Origin of the sequence: Methanosarcina acetivorans C2A, from assembly GCF_000007345.1 — an archaeon.
GTDB lineage: Archaea > Halobacteriota > Methanosarcinia > Methanosarcinales > Methanosarcinaceae > Methanosarcina > Methanosarcina acetivorans.
The window spans coordinates 657,534-676,914 of the sequence record NC_003552.1 but is presented as its reverse complement, the minus strand read 5'-3'; the positions used below and the strand labels follow the sequence as shown (position 1 = coordinate 676,914).

The 19,381-nt window shown below is 39.0% G+C and carries 15 protein-coding genes; all 15 read right to left on the bottom strand.

The features are described from left to right. Positions 1 to 338: 338 nt before the first annotated feature. On the bottom strand, positions 339 to 761 hold the full coding sequence (locus tag MA_RS03005) for a hypothetical protein (RefSeq protein WP_048064914.1): 423 nt from the start codon (positions 759 to 761) through the stop codon (positions 339 to 341). Positions 762 to 1,091: 330 nt separating this feature from the next. Continuing rightward, the gene (locus MA_RS03000) at positions 1,092 to 1,550 is read right to left on the bottom strand and encodes a hypothetical protein (RefSeq protein WP_011020620.1); all 459 of its coding nucleotides are present in this window, start codon (positions 1,548 to 1,550) and stop codon (positions 1,092 to 1,094) included. 929 nt (positions 1,551 to 2,479) lie between these two features. Next, positions 2,480 to 2,890 (bottom strand): hypothetical protein, encoded by a 411-nt coding sequence (locus MA_RS02990; RefSeq protein WP_011020618.1) that lies wholly within the window; start codon positions 2,888 to 2,890, stop codon positions 2,480 to 2,482. A gap of 291 nt (positions 2,891 to 3,181) precedes the next feature. After that, positions 3,182 to 3,442, bottom strand: a complete 261-nt coding sequence (locus MA_RS26455; RefSeq protein WP_157860090.1) for a hypothetical protein — start codon at positions 3,440 to 3,442, stop codon at positions 3,182 to 3,184. Between the two features lie 253 nt (positions 3,443 to 3,695). Further along, on the bottom strand, positions 3,696 to 4,109 hold the full coding sequence (locus tag MA_RS02980; RefSeq protein WP_011020616.1) for a hypothetical protein: 414 nt from the start codon (positions 4,107 to 4,109) through the stop codon (positions 3,696 to 3,698). A gap of 110 nt (positions 4,110 to 4,219) precedes the next feature. After that, complete coding sequence (locus MA_RS02975) at positions 4,220 to 5,176, bottom strand: hypothetical protein (protein ID WP_011020615.1); 957 nt, start codon at positions 5,174 to 5,176, stop codon at positions 4,220 to 4,222. 375 nt (positions 5,177 to 5,551) lie between these two features. After that, on the bottom strand, positions 5,552 to 5,800 hold the full coding sequence (locus MA_RS26450) for a hypothetical protein (protein ID WP_226990924.1): 249 nt from the start codon (positions 5,798 to 5,800) through the stop codon (positions 5,552 to 5,554). A 363-nt stretch (positions 5,801 to 6,163) separates the two neighbouring features. Next, positions 6,164 to 6,829: a hypothetical protein gene (locus MA_RS02970; RefSeq protein WP_011020614.1), complete on the bottom strand. Its 666-nt coding sequence runs from the start codon at positions 6,827 to 6,829 to the stop codon at positions 6,164 to 6,166. Between the two features lie 112 nt (positions 6,830 to 6,941). Beyond that, positions 6,942 to 8,213: a C39 family peptidase gene (locus tag MA_RS02965; RefSeq protein ID WP_011020613.1), complete on the bottom strand. Its 1,272-nt coding sequence runs from the start codon at positions 8,211 to 8,213 to the stop codon at positions 6,942 to 6,944. A 366-nt stretch (positions 8,214 to 8,579) separates the two neighbouring features. Then, complete coding sequence (locus MA_RS02960; RefSeq protein ID WP_048066117.1) at positions 8,580 to 9,758, bottom strand: outer membrane lipoprotein-sorting protein; 1,179 nt, start codon at positions 9,756 to 9,758, stop codon at positions 8,580 to 8,582. A 71-nt stretch (positions 9,759 to 9,829) separates the two neighbouring features. After that, the gene (locus tag MA_RS02955) at positions 9,830 to 10,336 is read right to left on the bottom strand and encodes a hypothetical protein (protein ID WP_011020611.1); all 507 of its coding nucleotides are present in this window, start codon (positions 10,334 to 10,336) and stop codon (positions 9,830 to 9,832) included. A gap of 188 nt (positions 10,337 to 10,524) precedes the next feature. Further along, positions 10,525 to 12,864: a DUF3160 domain-containing protein gene (locus MA_RS02950; protein WP_226990739.1), complete on the bottom strand. Its 2,340-nt coding sequence runs from the start codon at positions 12,862 to 12,864 to the stop codon at positions 10,525 to 10,527. Between the two features lie 87 nt (positions 12,865 to 12,951). Then, positions 12,952 to 15,288, bottom strand: coding sequence for a DUF3160 domain-containing protein (locus MA_RS02945; RefSeq protein ID WP_048064911.1), 2,337 nt, complete (start codon positions 15,286 to 15,288; stop codon positions 12,952 to 12,954). Positions 15,289 to 16,260: 972 nt separating this feature from the next. Beyond that, entirely contained in the window at positions 16,261 to 16,785 is a 525-nt protein-coding gene (locus tag MA_RS02940; RefSeq protein ID WP_011020608.1) for a hypothetical protein, read from the bottom strand. 182 nt (positions 16,786 to 16,967) lie between these two features. Continuing rightward, complete coding sequence (locus MA_RS02935; RefSeq protein ID WP_011020607.1) at positions 16,968 to 19,214, bottom strand: DUF3160 domain-containing protein; 2,247 nt, start codon at positions 19,212 to 19,214, stop codon at positions 16,968 to 16,970. Between the last annotated feature and the right edge of the window lie 167 nt (positions 19,215 to 19,381).

Genomic DNA, 19,381 nt, shown 5'->3' with positions numbered 1-19,381 from the left:
GGAACTCCGGTGGAGAGAACATTTCAGGAAAACATAGCTTCCAGCGAAAAGTCCGGCCCCGGAGATGAATTAAGTAGAAAATAACTTCTTACCAGGCATAACTATTTGTTATTATGGCATACCATTAATGCGCTCCGGTTTTAACATTAATCAGTTTGAGCTTTCTCCTGAAAGCCAAAATGAAAAAATATGGTGGTTGGAACTTCAGGTTTGTGCCACCAATAGGGTTTGAGAGAACTACACTTTTGAAGTAGACGGCTTCCTATCATACAAAGATGTGATATCAGTGATGTAAAAAGTATCAGAGAATACCTGAATAATCAACTTCTCAAACCATTTCAATGGTTACCAGTTTCGACCTTTACCATTGTCGTTATTGGATACCTGTTATCCCAATCTATAACTATGATAGCTGTGCTCCAACGATGTAAAGTTATTGTAATAGTTGATTCTTCAGTTCCATTATCCAGTGTAGTCCTGAATGTATATTCTTTCATATAAATAGAATATAGAAGACTAAACGGCTTTGCCTCAGAAATCGTTTCGTTTGGATGCAGCTTATATGATTCTTTGAATATGGAACTGTTATGTGAGTCCAATACTTCTACAGTTACTTCGTGGGGCTCCGTATCGTTATTTCTGATTTCAACAAAATCAGGTAAGGCTGGACCGCCTGCAAGAAGCATTAACACATAATAACTCACAATTACAGCTATGGGTATGATCAACAGGCGGAAAAGTATTTTTCTGATATTTTGCATTCGAAATTCCTCTATGACCGCAGGTTCAAAAGCTTATACGGTTATTTCTGATATACAGATTTGAGAGTTAGAATCATTCATTTCATCTATACCCATAATTACAGAACTCCATGTATGCGGCAGTGTAAAGATAGTTGTCATGCCTGAATTCAGTCCGAAAGGCGAGGACTGTGTCAAGCCGCTCTTCCTAAGCCTCAGTCTGCACGAATGTAAGTAAGCTGTGAGTACGAGCTACTTTGATTCTATGATGTCAAAGGAGTTAGAGACCGTTTGAGTATAGTAAAGGAAGGTCAAAAGTTATAATGTAAATAACATGCCAAAACTATTCTGTTATTGCCCGAAATCTGAAATTTCATATAGATTCTTTCTCATTAAAAAATAAATGGAAATTATTATAATGTATCCACCGGCTATATTGAGAGAATAAGGAATAGTAATTTTAGATAAAAAAGTAATTATTGCTATTAAGAGCCACAGAATAAAGCCTATTAATGCGCTTTTCATACCGATGATGTCACGACTTTTTTCAATACTGCTCATGTTCTTACTATACAGTAAATAGTGTCCAAAAATCAAAAAAAATAAAATAAGACCTGCTCCAAGCCATTGATCTACTTGACCCCAATATTGAGCCTTGGTCATTTCGTTGCCATTTACAAACATCGTTTCTGAAAAAAATAACATTTTTATATCAGATATAAATATGAGCCAAGAATAAAATAATACGACTCCAAATAAAACTCCAACTACTTCCTGAGTTTTATTTAGAACCGAGGTCGTGTCTTCCATACAATAAAACCTCTCAATAATTCAACTTGAGTTTCTATGTTTGAACTCCATAAACTACATTTAGATAGCTCTTTATAAGTTTTCTTACCAGCGTATTCAACAACCAAATTGCATGTAATAGTTATGATTATATTTTTTAACAGTAATATATAATAAGGAGAATTGTTTGAGAGTTTGGTCAGAAAAATATATACTGTTAAATATTACCAGTACTTTTTTTGCAATGAAATAAACCACTTAAAAATAGGTATTATGTGGAACCCATCCCCATTTTTAATTTTTCCTTTTTTACGTAGTTTCTGTAATGAATACGTTGAATTCTCCACTTTCATTGATTAGTTCAAAGATTACAGTGTTTGTAAGGTGCGGAGTAGAATAATAAGTTGTTGACATATTCTCAGATACAATATAGTAATGATAATCCCCGGACGCATAGTGTAAATACCCATCTTTAAATGGGTTCGACCATTTCATTAAGAGCTTTCTTGGTTTTTCTACACTTACAGTTTGTCCTGAATTGAGTTGATAATCTGTTTCTCCAAAATACTCTCCATTGTACCCAGTAATTCTGACAGTTGCATTATGTGGATGTTCATCATAATTCTTGATTGTATAAAGTGGTTCGATTGTTGTGAACGCCATGGTGCTGTTATAAGAAGCATTGTCAAAACAAAGAAAATTAGAAATACTGCTATTATTTTATTAAATAGACTCACCTTGTCACTCCTTTCTAAAATAGTAAGATAACAATCTGTGTTATTCTGTAAATGTACGAAAATATTCGCTTAGTTATAATAGCATAAACTCATGCCTCCGGGAACAACGGGATTTTGAATCTACTCCGGAAGGTTCGTTTGAACCCCTATAATACAAAAATATAATTTCAGTGATGTGTAAACTTGTTAGAAAATACCTGGACAAGCTTCCTCTCAAACAATATCCATCATTATCATTATCGGGTCTTCGTTTTCCCAATCTATAACTATGATAGCTGTGCTCCAACGATGTAAGGGTACTGGAATGGTTTCCTCTTCAACTCCGTTATCCAGTGTAATCTTGAATGTATATTTTTTCATTCCAGTAGAATATTGAAGACCGAACGGTTTTGCTTCTGAAGCCCTTTCATCCGGATAAAGCTTGTATGATTCTTCAAATATGGAACTATTGTGCGAGTCCAATATTTCTACAGTTACTTCATGGGTCCCTGCATCATTATTTCTGATTTCAAAAAAATTAGGTAAAGCCGGACCGCCCAGAAGAAATATCAATGCATAATAACCCACAATTGCAACTATGGGTATGATCAGCAAGAAGAGAAGTATTTTTCTGATATGTTGCATTTGAAATCCTCCTATGACCGCAGGTTCAAAAGATTAGACGGTTATTCATGCGTCTTCGGTTAAGTGAGGAATCATGATAAATTGCCTCCATTTTCGTAACAGTTCTCAAAAACTGTATCCCATTGGTGATTGGAACTGGATATCGATTTCATGTAAAAAGGACAAAATTTAAGACGACTTTTGGTGCAAAATCGATATCCTTCAGGCAAGAAAATTCCTTAACCGATGACCAATGGACGGTTATTTCTTTTATGCAGATTTGAGAGTTAGAATCATTCGCTTCATCTATATCTATGAGCTTATCCCAAAACTCAAAATCGGCTCTCCGAATCTTGAATCTGAAATAGTCAATCGAGTCACAGATAATGAAAATAATTCTGAAATTTTGACCGATGCAGGGATAAAAATAGGTTTTGGGATGAGCTCTATAATTACAGAATTCCATGGGTGTGGCAGTGTTCCGTAGGTATCCGTAATTTCACCTTCAAAAATAACTTTAAATTCATATTCTCCCTCTGCCCAATACGTATATTTTCCTTCGGACCATGGCATCGACCATCGAAGTAGCCATAATGATTTGGGTTGTGCTATGTGTTTTGGGTTGTGCTATGTGTTCTTCGGGAGCCAGTTCATACGTTTCTTTGAATATAGATTTATTATATGAGTCAATACTTCAACTGTTACTGAAAGATGATTCAGCATCACTCCATATATCTGCTACATCTCTCACACACCGTTTATAGTCAACCCTTCAGGAGTATTACCCCCAAATTATTAAATTATTGCCATCAGTTAGATTTTAAAATCAATTGATTCCACTTAAGAAAACCGGAGTCCACATTATTCCAAAAAAAATGGAAATAATAAGGTACTTTAATTCTCTCTTTGATGAAAAATACCCGGCTAAACCACCAAGAGTTGCCAAACTCACAGCATAGACAAGAATAGTCAAAAACCGGCTGATGTTGAGACCGTCCTTATAGATAAGATTTCCAAAAAATAAATTTCCAAAAAACAAAAGAATGAAAATAGGAACTGTTCCAACTATAATTGCCCCTATCTTATCTTTTACAATCCACCCATAAATAATCGGAGTTGCAGGGAAGATAAGTAGATTAATAACTGTCTCAAATCTCTCACCATAAGTTCCAAATATCCTGTAAAGATCTATAGTTTCAAGACCAGCTACGATGCAAACAACTACAAAAGAGATTATCAAAGGATGAAATAATTTCTTTTGGAAATTAATGTTTAAGCCCCCTAAAAATAGGAAAGATGATTTTTTTTCATCATTTTCCGTTTGATATGTACTTGCAGAATTTTGATCCCTTAACTTCCTACTTTATATATACAAGTGGCTTCTCCATCATTCCATGGTTCTGAATTTGGCGTTCCTACTTCATTATCAAGCTCTCGGTGATCATATAATACCCACCAGTTATTTACATTGCCGTCAAAGAATTCAGCAACCACATCTTCAGCAGTTTCAAATTCATCTGCTTCATGAGGGAATGGATCATCATGATGCGCGCCACCCACGACATCTCCGTTATTCAATTCAAACAATCTTGTGTGATAACCGCCAAGATAACGTTCTTCGTCAGTGGCAACGCCATCATCTTCAATCCAACCATTTACCGGGTCCGATACATAATAAGTATATTCGAAAATGTTGTCCTTCCATCCTTGGTCTAAAATCACAGACTTTACAGTATTGAGATTTGTATATTCCCATGCAAGATTTATCGGGTCTTCTCTGGCATACTGGTCATTGTCTTCTGACCATGTCCACTGAGGATATTGATAGCCATAATCCCACCAGGGGTATGGATCAGTTTGACTTGTTATTACTACTGTTTTTTCAGTTACGATAACTTTCTCGTTTCCTTCTTCAAGAGTGAAGGACTCACCATTTAAAATCGTAATTTTATCTTTTGCGCTGATTGGTATTTTACTTATTTTTGTAAAATCATTGACTTTAGCTTTATTTTCAGGATCTTTACTTGTATAAACTTCTTTTATTTCGAGTTGCCCATTATAGTATTTGTAAGTTGTAGTTGATGTTACATTTACAGTATGATTTTGCATCCATTGTTCGGTTTGTTTCGCTCTCCAAATTTTTGTTTCTTCATCCACCGTATTTTTTTCAATCCATTCTTTTACTTCTTCTGGCATCTGTTGTTCATTGGTTTTCTCAAAAGAGGCACTCACAGCCGGCACAAACGCCATGCTTACCAGCAGAATTGCCAAAATTAGCATTTTTATTCCAAATTTATTTTTTATCATTTGTTTCTACCTCACCATTTTGTTACTCCAGAGGCAGAATCAGACAAAACTTAAATAACCGCAAAGCTAACACTAACCATGCCTTCGGGCACAATGGAGTTCAAATCTACTCTGGAATGTGCGTTTGAACTCCACAAACTATTTTATCAGACATATTATATAAAGTATAAAGTTTTTCACCATATCATTTAACAATAAACGCTGAATTTACGATTATTTTCATCAGTTGTAACACTTTATATGAGAAATTACATGATGATTTTGACAGAATGATTGTAACTCCCAAATGTTGCCAGTACTTTTTTTACAACAAAAAAGAATGTGAAGTCTGTAACTTCACCTTTTATTTTATTCGTTCTGAAAACTTCTCGGATATCAGGAGAAGGATTCGGAAATATTAAGCATCTCCCCCTTATCAAGAGAAGAAATAATAGTAATTTCGAATTCCCCATCTTGCCAGGTTAGAGCTTTCATATTTCCTCCAAATACCGAAGAAATCGTACCGGACTTGTCATTGACCGGAACAGGCTCTCCTTCACTTTCAAAATCCTGAGTTTCAGGTAAACTCTTTTCAGAAATGCTTTCTACAATACGGATTTCGTCTTCCCCATTCGTATATACCAGAGTGACCTTTTCGTTAGGGTATCCTGCAAAAATGCTAAAGCTGCTATGGAGAAAAGTGGAATAAGGCGTATCGATACCGGAAGATACCGTTGAATAATTAAATTCATATCCATGCGTCTTCGGTTAAGTAAGGAATCGTGATATATTGCATCCATTTCCACAACAGATGTTCAAAATTTTAACGTATAAGGAGATAGAGCAGGTGTCAATTTGAGGAAGATTGGGCAAAATTGAGGCAGACTTATGGTGCAAAATCGATAGCTTTCGGGCAAGAAAATTCCTTAGCTGATGACCAATGGAGTCACGTATTGAATTTTGGGATCTGCTCATCGAAAAAAATGCAAATGAGGGCTAACCTTTTTGTTAAAACCATGGAAGTAACGAATTACCCGTTCCTTTTTTATTCCCCATCTTTAAACCGTCAACTTTTCCTTCTTCATTAGACATATAAAAGGATTCTGCAATCAATTTTTTCAGCGCTGGAGTTTCTTCAGAGAGATTTGTTGTTCCCATGATTCCGTAATACGCTATGAAATAGTCTTCTCTCCCTTTAAGGAAAGGTCTCTCGTATACTATAAAGTATCCCGACGTATTAGGGCTTTCATATCTTGTTGAATTAAAAGATGTGATATTAGGGAAATTTTCAACTTCACGTCTTTCAATTTCTTCATGAAGTTCTGTACTAATATTCAGTTCCTGATGGAACACATTACCGTTTTCTTCCAGATGGAGATAAAGCATCTCTTCTCCGTTTAGAAATTTAGATTCATCATCAAAGTACCAGACACTTATAAATTTTCCTCCGGAAAATACTCCAACTTTGCAATAAGGTGAAATTTTCGGAAAAGATGAAGTACAGCTCTCTACATTTCCTTGCCAAGCTCCAGGGATGTACCATTTAGGCATCGATTCTGAAGGGGGCAGTCCTGGACCTATTTTAATGAGGTCAAGCACAAGCCATACTCCGATAAGAACAACTATCAAAAATATTAAAAATATTATCTTTTTATTCACTTTCTTATAAAACATTTACATTCCCCATTCAAAAAAATATAATGGGCGATTAAGGTCTCACCCTTATTGTCATATCTTCCAGTCCAGCCCCCAAACGGCATCTAGTGAGTTCATGAACTCACACACTTCACCCAGTCACATACTTGACCCATGTTGCCATAGCTCCGGTCCAGCTTCCAAAAGCCAGGTAGCGTGTAGTGGTTGTACTCCATGTATCATGTAAAAGTACATAATCAGTACTCCCCTCATAATATCCCATACAAGTAACACTATGCTCACCATAGTCCTGACTGCAACCAATAGCTGTCCCGCCGTTTAACATGCTAAGTACGAAAGGTCTATTTGCATTCACTTCGGTTTTTACCTCGCTCCATGAGACATAATCATTACTTGCCTGAAACCTGGGATAATTGTACGTATCACAAACCGTCTCTATGCCATCATCAATATTCCATGGCCAAGTTGCTCCATTTCCTGGCCAATCTGTACCCATTGCTTCCGCTAATTCATCTATTAGATAATCTCTTGATGGGAAATTAGAATACCCATGAGTATCCCAATATCCTAATACCATTCCAGCCGCAGTTGGAGAACAGCCATCGCGCCAGGGATAATATGGCACACCACTGATCGAATATTCTACACTGGAAGAGGCAGAATAACTTGAGGAATCAACCATTTCTTTTTCTAAGGCAGTCCATTGTGCATTTGCATTTTGTATTCTCATTTCTTGTTGCTGTTGTAAATATGTGTTGTTAAAAAAGTAGTCTTCACCTACAGGAACATTCACATTTGATTCATTAAAGTTTACTATAGTAGAAAATGGCAAATCCACTATTACTTTTTCTTTGATATTACCTTTAGTATCGGTTAGGGTATACTCTGCATAGTAAAATGTTGGGCCTAAGTAAAGAGGTTTCATCTTTCCAATAGTCAGCTCTTCTTTAGAATTATTTTCAGATATTAGTTTGTTAGCATGTTCTTGTACCAGTGATTCAGAACGAGTTGTAAATTCTGGAATTTCATTAGGTATCTTACCTTTTGAAAACTCCAGAACTGGGCAATTATCCTTTGTCGCTGAAATAAAAATATGACCTATTTGTTGCTTATTTTCGATAATATTAAATGAATAGGCTGACTTTTTACCATCAAGATCGTAGTAGACAGTAGAAAGTTTCACTGTTGCATCCCCCCATTCTGAAAAATTAGATAAAGATCCAGAAATCTCTTTTATAGAGAAAGACGCAACTTCCTCAGCTTGTTTTACGCTGACTACATTTAATGTGTCAGTCCCATTTAATGATTCTTCCTGTGCACTCACAGCCGGCACAAACGCCATGCTCACGATAAATATTGCAGCAAGTAATGTGCCGATCCCAAATTTTCTGTTTGCAATCATTCTTTAACCTCTTTACTTTACTCCAGAGGCAGAATCAGGCAAACCTTAAATAACCGAAAAGCTAACACTAACCATGCCGCCGGGCACAATGGAGTTCAAATCTACTCTGGAAGGTGCGTTTGAACTCCTGAAATTATTTTCTCAGACATATGATATAAAGTATAAAGTTTTTCACCATATCATCTAACAATAAACGCTCAATTTACGATTAATTCCATCAATTGTAACACTTTATGTGAGAAATCATTTGATTGATTTTGACAGAATGATTGTAACTCCCAAATATCACCAGTACTTTTATACAGAAAAAAAAGAATGTGAAGTCTGTAACTTCACCCATACTTCATTCTGAAAACTTCTCGGATGTCAGGAGAAGGATTCTGCGATATTAAGCAGCTCCCCCTTATCAAGAGAAGAAAAAATAGTAATTTCGAGTTCCCCATCTTGCCAGGTCAGAGCTTTCATATTTCCTCCAAATACCGAAGAAATCGTACCGGACTTGTTATTGACCAGAACAGGCTCTCCTTCACTTTCAAAATTCTGAGTTTCAGGTAAACTCTGTTCAGAAATGCTTTCTACAATACGTATTTCGTCTTCCCCATTCGTATATACCAGAGTGATCTTTTCTTGAGGGTATCCTGCAAAAATGCTGAAGCCGCTATGGAGAAAAGTAGAATAAGGCGTATCGATACCGGAAGATACCGTTGAATAATTAAATTCATATCCTTCCGGGAGAGAATCAGGGATAAGTATTTCAAAATCAGTAAGTTGTTTTGCTTCTTCAAGTGTCATTTTTTCAGGCTCATTTTTGAAGTCCTCCGGCTCCAATACCTTTACCTGTGCCCCATCCGGAATATTAAACTCAAATTCAGAATCCGGAATTTCCGTATTCAATCTCAGGTCCCGAATTTCCATATCAAGATAAACATTTCCTTTGCTGTCATATAGTTCATACCCGAGAAGCATCCAGTTTTCGCTGTCGACCCATATTCTTGATTTCGATTGAAGTGATTCATTATTCCCATAAGGTGTGAGCTCAAGCAAATATACGCTTTCTCCATCTATATTTTCGGTCCCGAGGAGGGAAGGTGACCTCCCACTAAGGACGAAACCGTTCAAAAAACCAGCATAAATATCAGGCTCAAAAAGTTTCAAACCTTCAAAATCATCCGAAGTTTCCGCTTTGAAAACAGTCTCGGATTCGGAACTGTAAATCCATTGAAAATCTCCGTCAGAGACCATAATTATTTTCGTATCATTATCCGGACCTAAAAGAATCATTTTCATTAAATCAGGTTTTTTCCAGACAACTTCATATATTTCCGGATTCTGCCCTCTTGAACTTGAATTTACATACATTGTGAAAGAATAGTCTTCAAGACTATCCATTTTCATCTGCATGTTAGATACGACTTCTTCACCGTCGGGCCGTATGTCAGATGTAAACCCTTCAACACCGGATTTCTCCCCACAACCTGAAATAAAAATGGATAGGGATACCAGGAACAGGATGAGCAGAAAATGTCTTTTGGATTTATTCTTCATGTAGAGTTCTCCACCGGTCATTTTATTACCGAACGTATCTGCATGATTATGTCAGGACATGTCAGGTCATGTCAGGGAATAAGCTCAGATCCCACTACTTCAGCTTCTGCGGTCCATTCAGGCAATTCGTCCACCTTTTCAATCGATTTCACTGTCCCGTTTGGCGTGTCAACGGTTATCATGTAGAATTCTCCGCCGGTCATTTTCGAATAAGTGGATATTACGGATCCGTTCAGGGAATCAGCTTCCATATAAAGATCTTCCAGGGAATCGGACGGTCCAATGGTTTTTAATGTACCATTTTGCAGCTCAACAGTTACTTCGCGAAGATACCAGCCGTTAATCCGGATATATACTACAGATTCCCCTGTTTCATTGAAGATTCCAACTTCATAGGTATAGTTCCCTTTTGTCAGGTTTTGAAAATCACTATCGTTCGCGTATATTTTTCTTAATATTTCCGATCCGGGCTCTCTGTTAATCCCTCCAGAATTATCAACGTCATTCATACCCAGGGGCAAATTTCCTGATTCATAGAGGGATAAAAGAAAAATTGCCGAGAGAATACCAAGAATCACCAGCGAGAACCATTTACTTCCGTCCAGAATTATTCCTCCCTGACCATCAGTGTCTATAAATATTCTGTATTTTATTTAGAATTTTAGAGTTATAGAGCTCTTGGATGCTACTGTTTTTTTCCGGGTTACGTAAGCATATCCATGAAAGAAAAAAGAAGGGGAAAAGAAGCCATAAAGAACAGCATCTTTTACGACTTAAAAGACTCAACCCATTCCGGCCTTTCAGGAGGTTTATTTTCAAGCATTTCTCTCCACTCTTCATCAGTCAATCTTTCCCCTGAGGGCTGCCAGAACTCATAATAACTCATTACAGGGCCTGCTCCAAGAACGATCCTGCCGTCGGGCTGTTTATAGGCTACTACTATCAGGTCCAGTTTTCCGGTTCCTTCTTCCAAAACTCTCCCTTCCTGATCTGTATGAACATCCGCAACCACAACAGAGCTCTGAGTGTCTTCATCTATGTTCTCAAGCATTGGAGCTATATTTTTTTCGAAACTTTTGATGAACTCATATTCTTCATCTGTCAGCTCTTTATTTTCAAGCTCTTTAATCGAGATTTCCAGCAGTTTTTCAAGAGTGCTTTCAAGAGTTGTAAAGTCTTTATCCGACTGTTCGTCAAGTACTTCCATTTCAGCCAGCCCACTATGCGCCATTTTTGTAAGGGCAAGCATCCTGGCATAGAATTCAGGCACTGGCTCTACATATCCCTGAACAGGTATTTCTTCCAGATCATAGAACGCACCTACAAAGTAAGCCTGCTTTGCATAGAGAATGGTATCATGTCTGAGCTCGGTCCAAGAAGCAAGAGCCGCGTTCAGCTGTTTATCTTCCCAGGCTTCTGTCTGCATAAAAGTAGGATAGCCCTCTGGATAACTTACAAGCAGGGGCTTTAAGGCGTATAGCTGTGCCCAGTAGAGGTTTTTATTCCAGTCCTCTCCTTCAAAAGCTTCAAATTCATTTTCCAGAGACAAATGACGTTCTTTGTATTCTTCGTTTTCGGAAAAACCCATATTTTTCAGGTGTTCTCTAGCTTTTTCGGAACCGAGAAGGTCCATGATGTTCAGGGCTGGAGGATAGAGTTTCTGGAGGATATACGAGTCGGGAGTATAGCGCTGACCCATGAACCTGAATCCCTTTGTAGCCTCAAGAGTTTTGTTTTCAGTTTCTGAGCCTGCCGGAATTATTTCCCCTGTACCTCCATAGATTTTCGGGTTTTCATATCTTTCCAGCTCGGTCTTCAGTGCTGTAAGGTTTTCGTTGTCGAAGCTTGATTCTTCTCTATCATTCCCAAAGACGGTGTCCAGAGCTTTTGCATATTCATAAGGCCCGAGATCGTCGGAAAAACCGACATAAAAAGCCGTCACATCGTAAATTCTGTCCCATTCAGCCCGGAGGTTTTTGTCCCTATCAAAATGGTCAGAAATCAAAAGAGCCTGAATTGTCTGAATTCTGGACTCCTTTTCAGATTCTTCCGCAGCTGATTTTTCCGTAACTGATTCTTTTACCATTGATTCTTCTGAAGTGATCATGTTCGGCCGAAGGAGCATGCTCATTCTACCGTGCCACATCATGGTCTTAAAATAATTAGTTAATTTCTCAGATGTTGTATAGTGCCCTCTTGGAATGTACTGAGAGTAATCTTCATAATACTTGAAAATAGGAGATATTCCTCCTTTTTGCGCTCCTATCAGGGCAATTTCGGCTTCTACATCAGCTTTTACAAATGAAGGGATTTCTACACTGTACTGTTTCGCATTCTGTGGATCAAAAAGTGTAGCTTTCCCTAAATATCTCTGTGATTGCTCTATCTGCTCAGGTTTCGGCTGGAGCAGGCTCAAAGCCACGGCGAAGTACGCAACATTTCTTCTTGCAGCTTCCGTTACTTCTTCAGAGGCTTTATCCTCTATCGACCTGTTATAATCCTCTATGGAGGTTTCAAGAAGAGCTTTGTCAAGTTTCCACAAATCATCATAAAATTCGTCCTTTTCTACCTGTTTTAAGGTCTCATCAAACTGGATGTGGTAAAGATGAAGAAGAGAGTCCGACGTAATGAAGATAGGAATATCAGCCGATTTCAGGGCGCTGTAAATCTCGTTTACTCTTACCGGCTCGGCCTCAAACAGGTTTCCAGAAGCTCTGCTTTCAATTACAACAAACCCGTTTTTGTACAGTAAGTCCCTGTTCTTGTTCGTCAGAGGAATTTTTTGGATAAAATCGTCATAATTTGTAATTTCGGAAGCCTTTAGAGGCAGAGAATAAGCGGGAACGCCGGCCTCGAACTGCAGGTTTTCTTTACTGTAATATCTGGAAAAGGAGCTTCCTGTTTCAAGTTCAAGGGTATTACTCTTCTCGGAGAAGTTTCCCTCAAGGGCAGTTTCTACTGTGACATCGGGCGAACTGTCCTGTTTATCGGTTACTTTTTCCAGTCCTGTTTCTTTGACTGGTTCACTATTGCTATCAATACAGCCGGACCCGGGAATAAGTGTTATCGCCAGCAGACAGATAACTATCAATGTCTTTATTTTCAAGTCAAATTCCTCACATCTTGAATTTGGTTTTAGCAAACAGGCTCAAAAAAGAAAGTGAAAAAGATAACCTATTCAGAATGGCATATTTTATCCCCTAAAGGAACTTATCCACTCCGGCCTTTCAGGAGGGTCATTTTCTAACATTTCTCTCCATTCTTCATCAGTCAACCTTTCTCCTGAAGGCTGCCAGAACTCATAATAACTCATTACAGGACCTGCTCCAAGCACGATCCTGCCGTCAGGCTGTTTATAAGCTACAACCATCAGATCCAGTTTTCCGGTCCCTTCTTCCAAAACGCTCCCCAGATTTGTGTAGACATCTGCAACCATGACAGAGCTCTGGGCATCCCCATCGATGTCCTCAAGCATTGGAGCTATATTCTGGTCGAAATTTCTAATGAATTCATACTCTTCATCCGTTAGCTCTTTATTTTCAAGTTCTTTAATTGAGATTTCCAGCAATTTTTCAAGAGTGGTTTCAAGAGTTGTAAAGTCTTTATCCGACTGCTCATCAAGCACTTTCATATCAGCCAGCCCGGCATGTGCCATTCTGGTAAGAGCAAGCATCCTGGCATAGAATTCAGGAGCTGGCTCCACATATCCTTGAACCGGTTTTTCCTCCGGCGGCACGTAGGGAGCACCTGTAAAGTAAGCCTGCTTTGCATAGAGAATAGTATCATGCCTTAGTTCGGTCCAGGAGGCGAGGGCGGTGTTAAGCTGCTTATCTTCCCAGGCTTCGGTCTGCATAAAGGTAGGATAACCCGCCGGATAACTTACAAGGAGGGGCTTTAAAGCATATAGTTGAGCCCAGTAAAGGTTTTTGTTCCAGGCTTCTTCATCAAGAGCTCCAAATTCATTTTCAAGGGATCTGTAACGCACTTTATAACCTTCACTTTCGGAAATATTCAGGTTAATAAGATGTTCTCTGGCTCTTTCAGAACCGAGGAGATACATTATATTCAGAGCAGGAGGGTGCAGAACTTGGAGAATATAGGAGTCCGGAACATATCGTTGACCCATGAACCTGAAACCTTTTGTAGCGTCAAGAGTTTCATTTTCAGTATCTGGACCTGCAGGAATTATTTTCCCCGTTCCGCCGTAGATTTTCGGATTTTCATATTTTTCCAGCTCGGTTTTCAGTGCCGTGAGGTTTTCGTTGTCGAAGCTTACCCTTTCTCTATTGCCACCAAAAACAGCATCAAGAGCTCTTGCGTATTCATAGGGCCCGAGGTCATCGGAAAAACCGACATAGAAAGCTGTTACATCGTAGATCCGATCCCATCTGGCCCGAAGGCTTTCGTCCCTGTCAAAATGGTCAGAAATTAAAAGGGCCTGAATAGTCTGAATTTTTGCTTTCTTTTCTGATACTTCCAAAGCTGATTCTTCTGCTGTTGAATCTTCTGTAGCTGAGCCTTCTATTGTTTGCTCTTCTGCAGTGATGAGATCCGACCGGAGCAGCATACTTATTCTACCGTGCCACATCATGGCTCTGAAATAGTTCATCAGCTTTTCAGAGGACGTGTAATGTCCTCTTGGGACGTACTGAGAGTAATCTTCTTCATACAGGAAAATCGGGGAGCGAGCAAATCCTTCGTGAGCTTCTATCAAAGCAAGCTCGGTTTCAACCTCTTCTTTTACAAATGAAGGGACTTCAAAGCTGTATTCTTCGGAACCCTGCTCCTCTGTAGATTTGACTTCGGTCCTGTTTGGATCCGGTTTCTCTTCAAGCAAACTAAGGGCAACTGCAAAATATGCAACATTTCTTCTTGCAGCCTCTGTTACTTCTTCAGATGAAGAATTGTTTTCTTTTGCCTCATTATAATTTTCTATGGAAGCTTCAAGAAAAGCTTTATCAAGTTCCCAGAGCTTGTCATAAAACTCCTCTTCTTCGACTCTTTTTAAAGTCTCATCAAACTGGATATGATAAAGGTGAAGAAGAGAATCCGTTGTGATGAAGATCGGGACCCCAGCCACTTTAAGGCTCCTGTAAGTTGCATTTACCTGCTCCGCTTTAAATCGATCTTTAGTAACCTCATTTTCAATTACAACAAACCCATTTTTGTACAATAAGTTCCTGTTTTCGTTTGTAAGGGAGATCTGTTGGGTGAAATGATAAAAATTTTCAAGCTCTGAAGCCTTCAGGGGCAAAGAATAAGCAGGAACATCGGCCTCAAACTGCAGGTTTTCTTTACTGTAATATCCGGAAAAGGCTCTTTGTTTTTCAAGTTCAAGGGCATTGCTCCTGTCAGAGAAATTCTCTGGAGGAGAGGTTTCTGCTGTATCAATGGACGAAACGTCCTGATTGTCTGTTCCTTCATCCAGTTTCGTTTCTTTGACAGGTTCGCTACTGCTGTCAATACAGCCTGATCCAGGTATCAGTGAAACCACCAGTAAAAAGATAACTATCGATGTCCTTATTTTCAATTGAGATCCCTTCAAAACTGCAATAATAAGTATATCTGTGGCTGGCACGTTTATAGAAAATCGGAAAACTAACTTTACACGAAATTTTATTTATATCTTTATATGTTTTCCCGGTAAAACTTTCGAAATGACTGTTTTCACATTCTTTTCAGGTATGTGCTTATTCCCCTACCTTTGATTGTTTGAGACTCTGGACAGAAAGCTTATATGACCATACCTGCTGAAAGTGTATTTGAAGCGAAATACCAAAGGTCCTGTGAGACATCAGGTACCTGTAAACATTGGGTACCTGTAAACATTGGGTACCTGTAAACATTAGCTACCTGTAAGACATTAAGAACCTATCCGAAAAGTGCTGCAGTTTGCTATAACTTTTACATTGGGCAATAAGCAACCGGAACGGAACCCAGATAGTATATCCTTCTCGTAATCTTTGCAACATGCCATTATCGACTTTTCGGATAGGCTCTAAATCTTCTACGAAGCCCAAAAACTAATTGAAAGCCCAATGGTATATCCCCGAGCTGACAGATCGATTAAAATTTTGAGAATTTTTATAGACGGCATTTTTCCTGAAATCATACTTAGAGCGTGTCTTAAAATTCAATTTGATTATACAATTGGGATAGGACTCATGTATTTGGATTGAAAAACGGTAGAATTGAACCGTTAAATGTCTAAAGTTTAAATTTTAACCATGATGTCTAATGCATTTGATATTATGCATCGAGCGAATAAGTCAGATCTAATTAATTTACGGAGTGAACTTAAGATCAACAATGCGTACTACCCAAATGTAGAAATGATTTGAATTTTAAGACAGCCTCTTAATATTAGTTATCTTAAATATTACACATATCAGGAGAGAGATTCTTCACTTTTGTTCGTTTTATTGCCAAATGGATTTACAGGGTCGAGTTACTCTTCCCTTGAATACTCACTTGTTTCCAGAAGTTTGGAAATAGCCTCTTCTTAATCAGCAGGTTCATATTCTGAAACGATTATAGGACCTCTAGCCCATTCAGGCAACTCGTCGTACCCGCTCACTTTTTCAATAGATGTCACTGTTTTATTCGGTGTGTCAATAGTTATCATGTAGAATTCTCCACCTGTGATTCGCGAATCAACGGATACTACGGACCCGTTCAGGGAATCGGCTTCCCTGTAAAGATCTTCCAGGGATTCGGACGGTCCGATGGTTTTTATTGTACCGTTCTGCAGCTCAAAGGTTACTTCATGAATATACCAGCCGTTTATCTGGATACATACTACGGATTCTCCGGTTTCATTGAAGATTGCCCCCGGAGTTGTGTAGTTACCTTTTGTCAGGTTTTGAAAATCGCTATCATTACTGTATATTTTACGCAAAGCTTCTGCAATATCTAACCTGTTTATTTCATCACAATTATCAACGTCATTCATACCCAGGGACAAATTTCCGGATTCATAGAGGGATAAAAGAAAAATTGCCGAAAGAAAACCAAGGATCACCAGCATAAACCATTTACTTCCGTCCAGAATTATTCCTCCCTGACCATCAGTGTCTATAAATATTTTGTATATTATTTAGAATTTTAGAGTTATGGAGCTCTTGAATGTTACTGTTTTTTTCCGGGCTACGCAAGCACATCCATGAAAGAAAAATGAAAGGAAAAAGAAGCCATAAAGAACAGCATCTTTTACGCCTTAAAAGACTCAACCCATTCCGGCCTTTCAGGAGGGGCATTTGCCAGCATATCTCTCCATTCTTCATCCGTTAATCTTTCTCCCAGGGGTTGCCAGAACTCATAGTAACTCATTACAGGGCCTGCTCCAAGCACGATCCTACCGTCGGACTGTCTGTAAGCTACAACCATCAGGTCCAGTTTTCCGGTTCCTTCTTCCAAGACATTCCCTCCCGGACCTGTATAAACATCCGCAACCAGAACAGATGTCTGGGACTTTATATCCACATTCTCAAGCATGGGAGCTATATTCTGGTCAAAATTCCTGATGAATTCGTACTCTTCCTCTGTTAGCTCTTTGTTTTCAAGCTCTTTAATCGAGATATTCAACATCCTTTCAAGAGTGTGTTCAAGAGTTGTAAAGTCTTTATCCGACTGCTCATCAAGCACTTCCATATCATTTAATCCGGAATGTGCCATTTTTGTAAGGGCAAGCATCCGGGCATAAAATTCGGGAACTGGCTCCACATATCCCTCTATAGGTTTTTCTTCCTGAATTTGAGGATAGCCCATGGAGTAAGCCTGCTTCGCATAGAGAATAGTATCATGCCTGAGCTCGGTCCAGGAGGCGAGAGCAGCATTAAGTTGTTTATCTTCCCAGGCTTCGGTCTGCATGAAAGTGGGGTAACCATCAGGATAGCTTATGAGGAGAGGCTTTAAGGCATATAGTTGAGCCCAGTAAAGGTTTTTATTCCAGGCTTCTTCATCAAAAGCTCCGAATTCGTTTTCCAGAGATTGATGGCTGAGTTCATATTCTGCATTTTCGGAAACACCCATATTTTTAAGGTGTTTCTTGGCTCTTTCAGAACCGAGAAGATCTATGACATTCAGGGCAGGGAAACCGAGATTCTGGAAGATATAGGAATCCGGGATATAGCGCTGACCCATGAACCTGAAGCCTTTTGTAGCTTCAAGAGTTTTGCTTTCAGTTTCGGAGCCTGCCTGAATTATTCCACCGGTTCCGCCGTAGATTTTCGGACTTTCATATCTTTCCAGCTCGGTTTTCAGTTCCGCCAGGCTTTCGTTGTCGAAACTCACTCCATGTCTATTACCCCCAAAGACGGTATCCAGAGCTTTTGCATACTCATAGGGCCCGAGGTCGTCGGAATAACCGACATAAAAAGCCGTCACCTCGTAAATCCTGTCCCACCTGTCCCGGAGCTCTTTATCCCTGTCAAAATGGTCGGAAATTAAAAAGGCCTGAATAGTCTGAATTTGGGCTTCCTTTTCCGGGTCTTCTGCAGAAACCAGGTCCTGTTGGAGTAGCATACTCATTCTGCCGTGCCACATCATGGCCTTAAAATAGTTTTGTAGTTTTTCAGAGCGAGTGTAATGTCCTCTTGGGGTGTACTGCGAGTAATCTTCTCCGTATTTGAAAATTGGAGATGTTCCTCCTTTTTGAGAGTCTATTAAGTTCAATTCATCCTCTACATCGGTTTCTACAAAAGAGGGGACTTCGACACTGTATTGTTTTGCTTCCTGAGAATCAAAGAGTAGAATTTCTCCCGATTCTTCCCATGACTGCCCTACCTGGTAAGATTCCGGTTCAAGAAGCTTCAAAGCCACTGCAAAGTATGCAACATTTCTTCTTGCAGCTTCCTTTTCTAGCCCTGAAGCGCTGTCATAATCCTTTATGGAGACATCAAGGAGAGCTTTATCAAGTTTCCAGAGTTCGTCGAAAAATTCCTCAGATTCCGCCCTTTTTAGTGTCTCATCAAACTGGATGTGATAAAGGTGAAGAAGAGAATCCGAGGTGATGAAAATAGGAACATCAGCCACTTTCAGGTCTTTATAAGTAGAAATTACCAGCGTGTCCCCTACTCCAGGTGAGTTTTCGTAATCTCCACTTTCAATTACAACAAATCCATTTTTGTACAGCAAATCCCTGCTTTCGCTTGTCAGGGGAATTTTCTGAATGAAATCGTCATAATTCGCAATTTCGGAAGCCTCTATAGGCAGGGAATAAGCTGGAACATCAGCCTCAAACTGCAGGTTTTCTTTATTATAATATCCGGAAAAGGAACTTTCCTTTTCAAGTTCAAGAGTATTGCTCCTCTCGGAGAAATTCTTTGCAGGAACAAGCTCTACAAAATCATTAAATAAATTGCTCTTTTCGGAGAAATTCTTTAGAGTAGAAGTTTCTATGATATCATTAAATGAATCGCTCTGAGTACCTGCTTGATTATCTGTTATTTCTTCCATGCCGGTTTTGTTAACCGGTTCGCTGCTGCTGTCAATGCAGCCGGAACCGGAAATAAGTGTTATCGCCAGCAGACAGATAACTATCAATGTCTTCATTTTCAAGTCAAATCCCTCACATCTTGAATTTGGTTTTAGCAAACAGGCTCAAAAAAGAAAGTGAAAAAGAT

What these genes read in the sequence shown, in the direction of transcription:
- MA_RS03005 (WP_048064914.1), bottom strand. Translation starts at nt 761, where the DNA reads ATGCAAAATATCAGAAAAATACTTTTCCGCCTGTTGATCATACCCATA.
- MA_RS03000 (WP_011020620.1), bottom strand. Translation starts at nt 1,550, where the DNA reads ATGGAAGACACGACCTCGGTTCTAAATAAAACTCAGGAAGTAGTTGGA.
- MA_RS02990 (WP_011020618.1), bottom strand. Translation starts at nt 2,890, where the DNA reads ATGCAACATATCAGAAAAATACTTCTCTTCTTGCTGATCATACCCATA.
- MA_RS26455 (WP_157860090.1), bottom strand. Translation starts at nt 3,442, where the DNA reads ATGCCATGGTCCGAAGGAAAATATACGTATTGGGCAGAGGGAGAATAT.
- MA_RS02975 (WP_011020615.1), bottom strand. Translation starts at nt 5,176, where the DNA reads ATGATAAAAAATAAATTTGGAATAAAAATGCTAATTTTGGCAATTCTG.
- MA_RS02970 (WP_011020614.1), bottom strand. Translation starts at nt 6,829, where the DNA reads ATGTTTTATAAGAAAGTGAATAAAAAGATAATATTTTTAATATTTTTG.
- MA_RS02965 (WP_011020613.1), bottom strand. Translation starts at nt 8,213, where the DNA reads ATGATTGCAAACAGAAAATTTGGGATCGGCACATTACTTGCTGCAATA.
- MA_RS02960 (WP_048066117.1), bottom strand. Translation starts at nt 9,758, where the DNA reads ATGAAGAATAAATCCAAAAGACATTTTCTGCTCATCCTGTTCCTGGTA.
- MA_RS02940 (WP_011020608.1), bottom strand. Translation starts at nt 16,785, where the DNA reads ATGCTGGTGATCCTTGGTTTTCTTTCGGCAATTTTTCTTTTATCCCTC.
- MA_RS02935 (WP_011020607.1), bottom strand. Translation starts at nt 19,214, where the DNA reads ATGGAAGAAATAACAGATAATCAAGCAGGTACTCAGAGCGATTCATTT.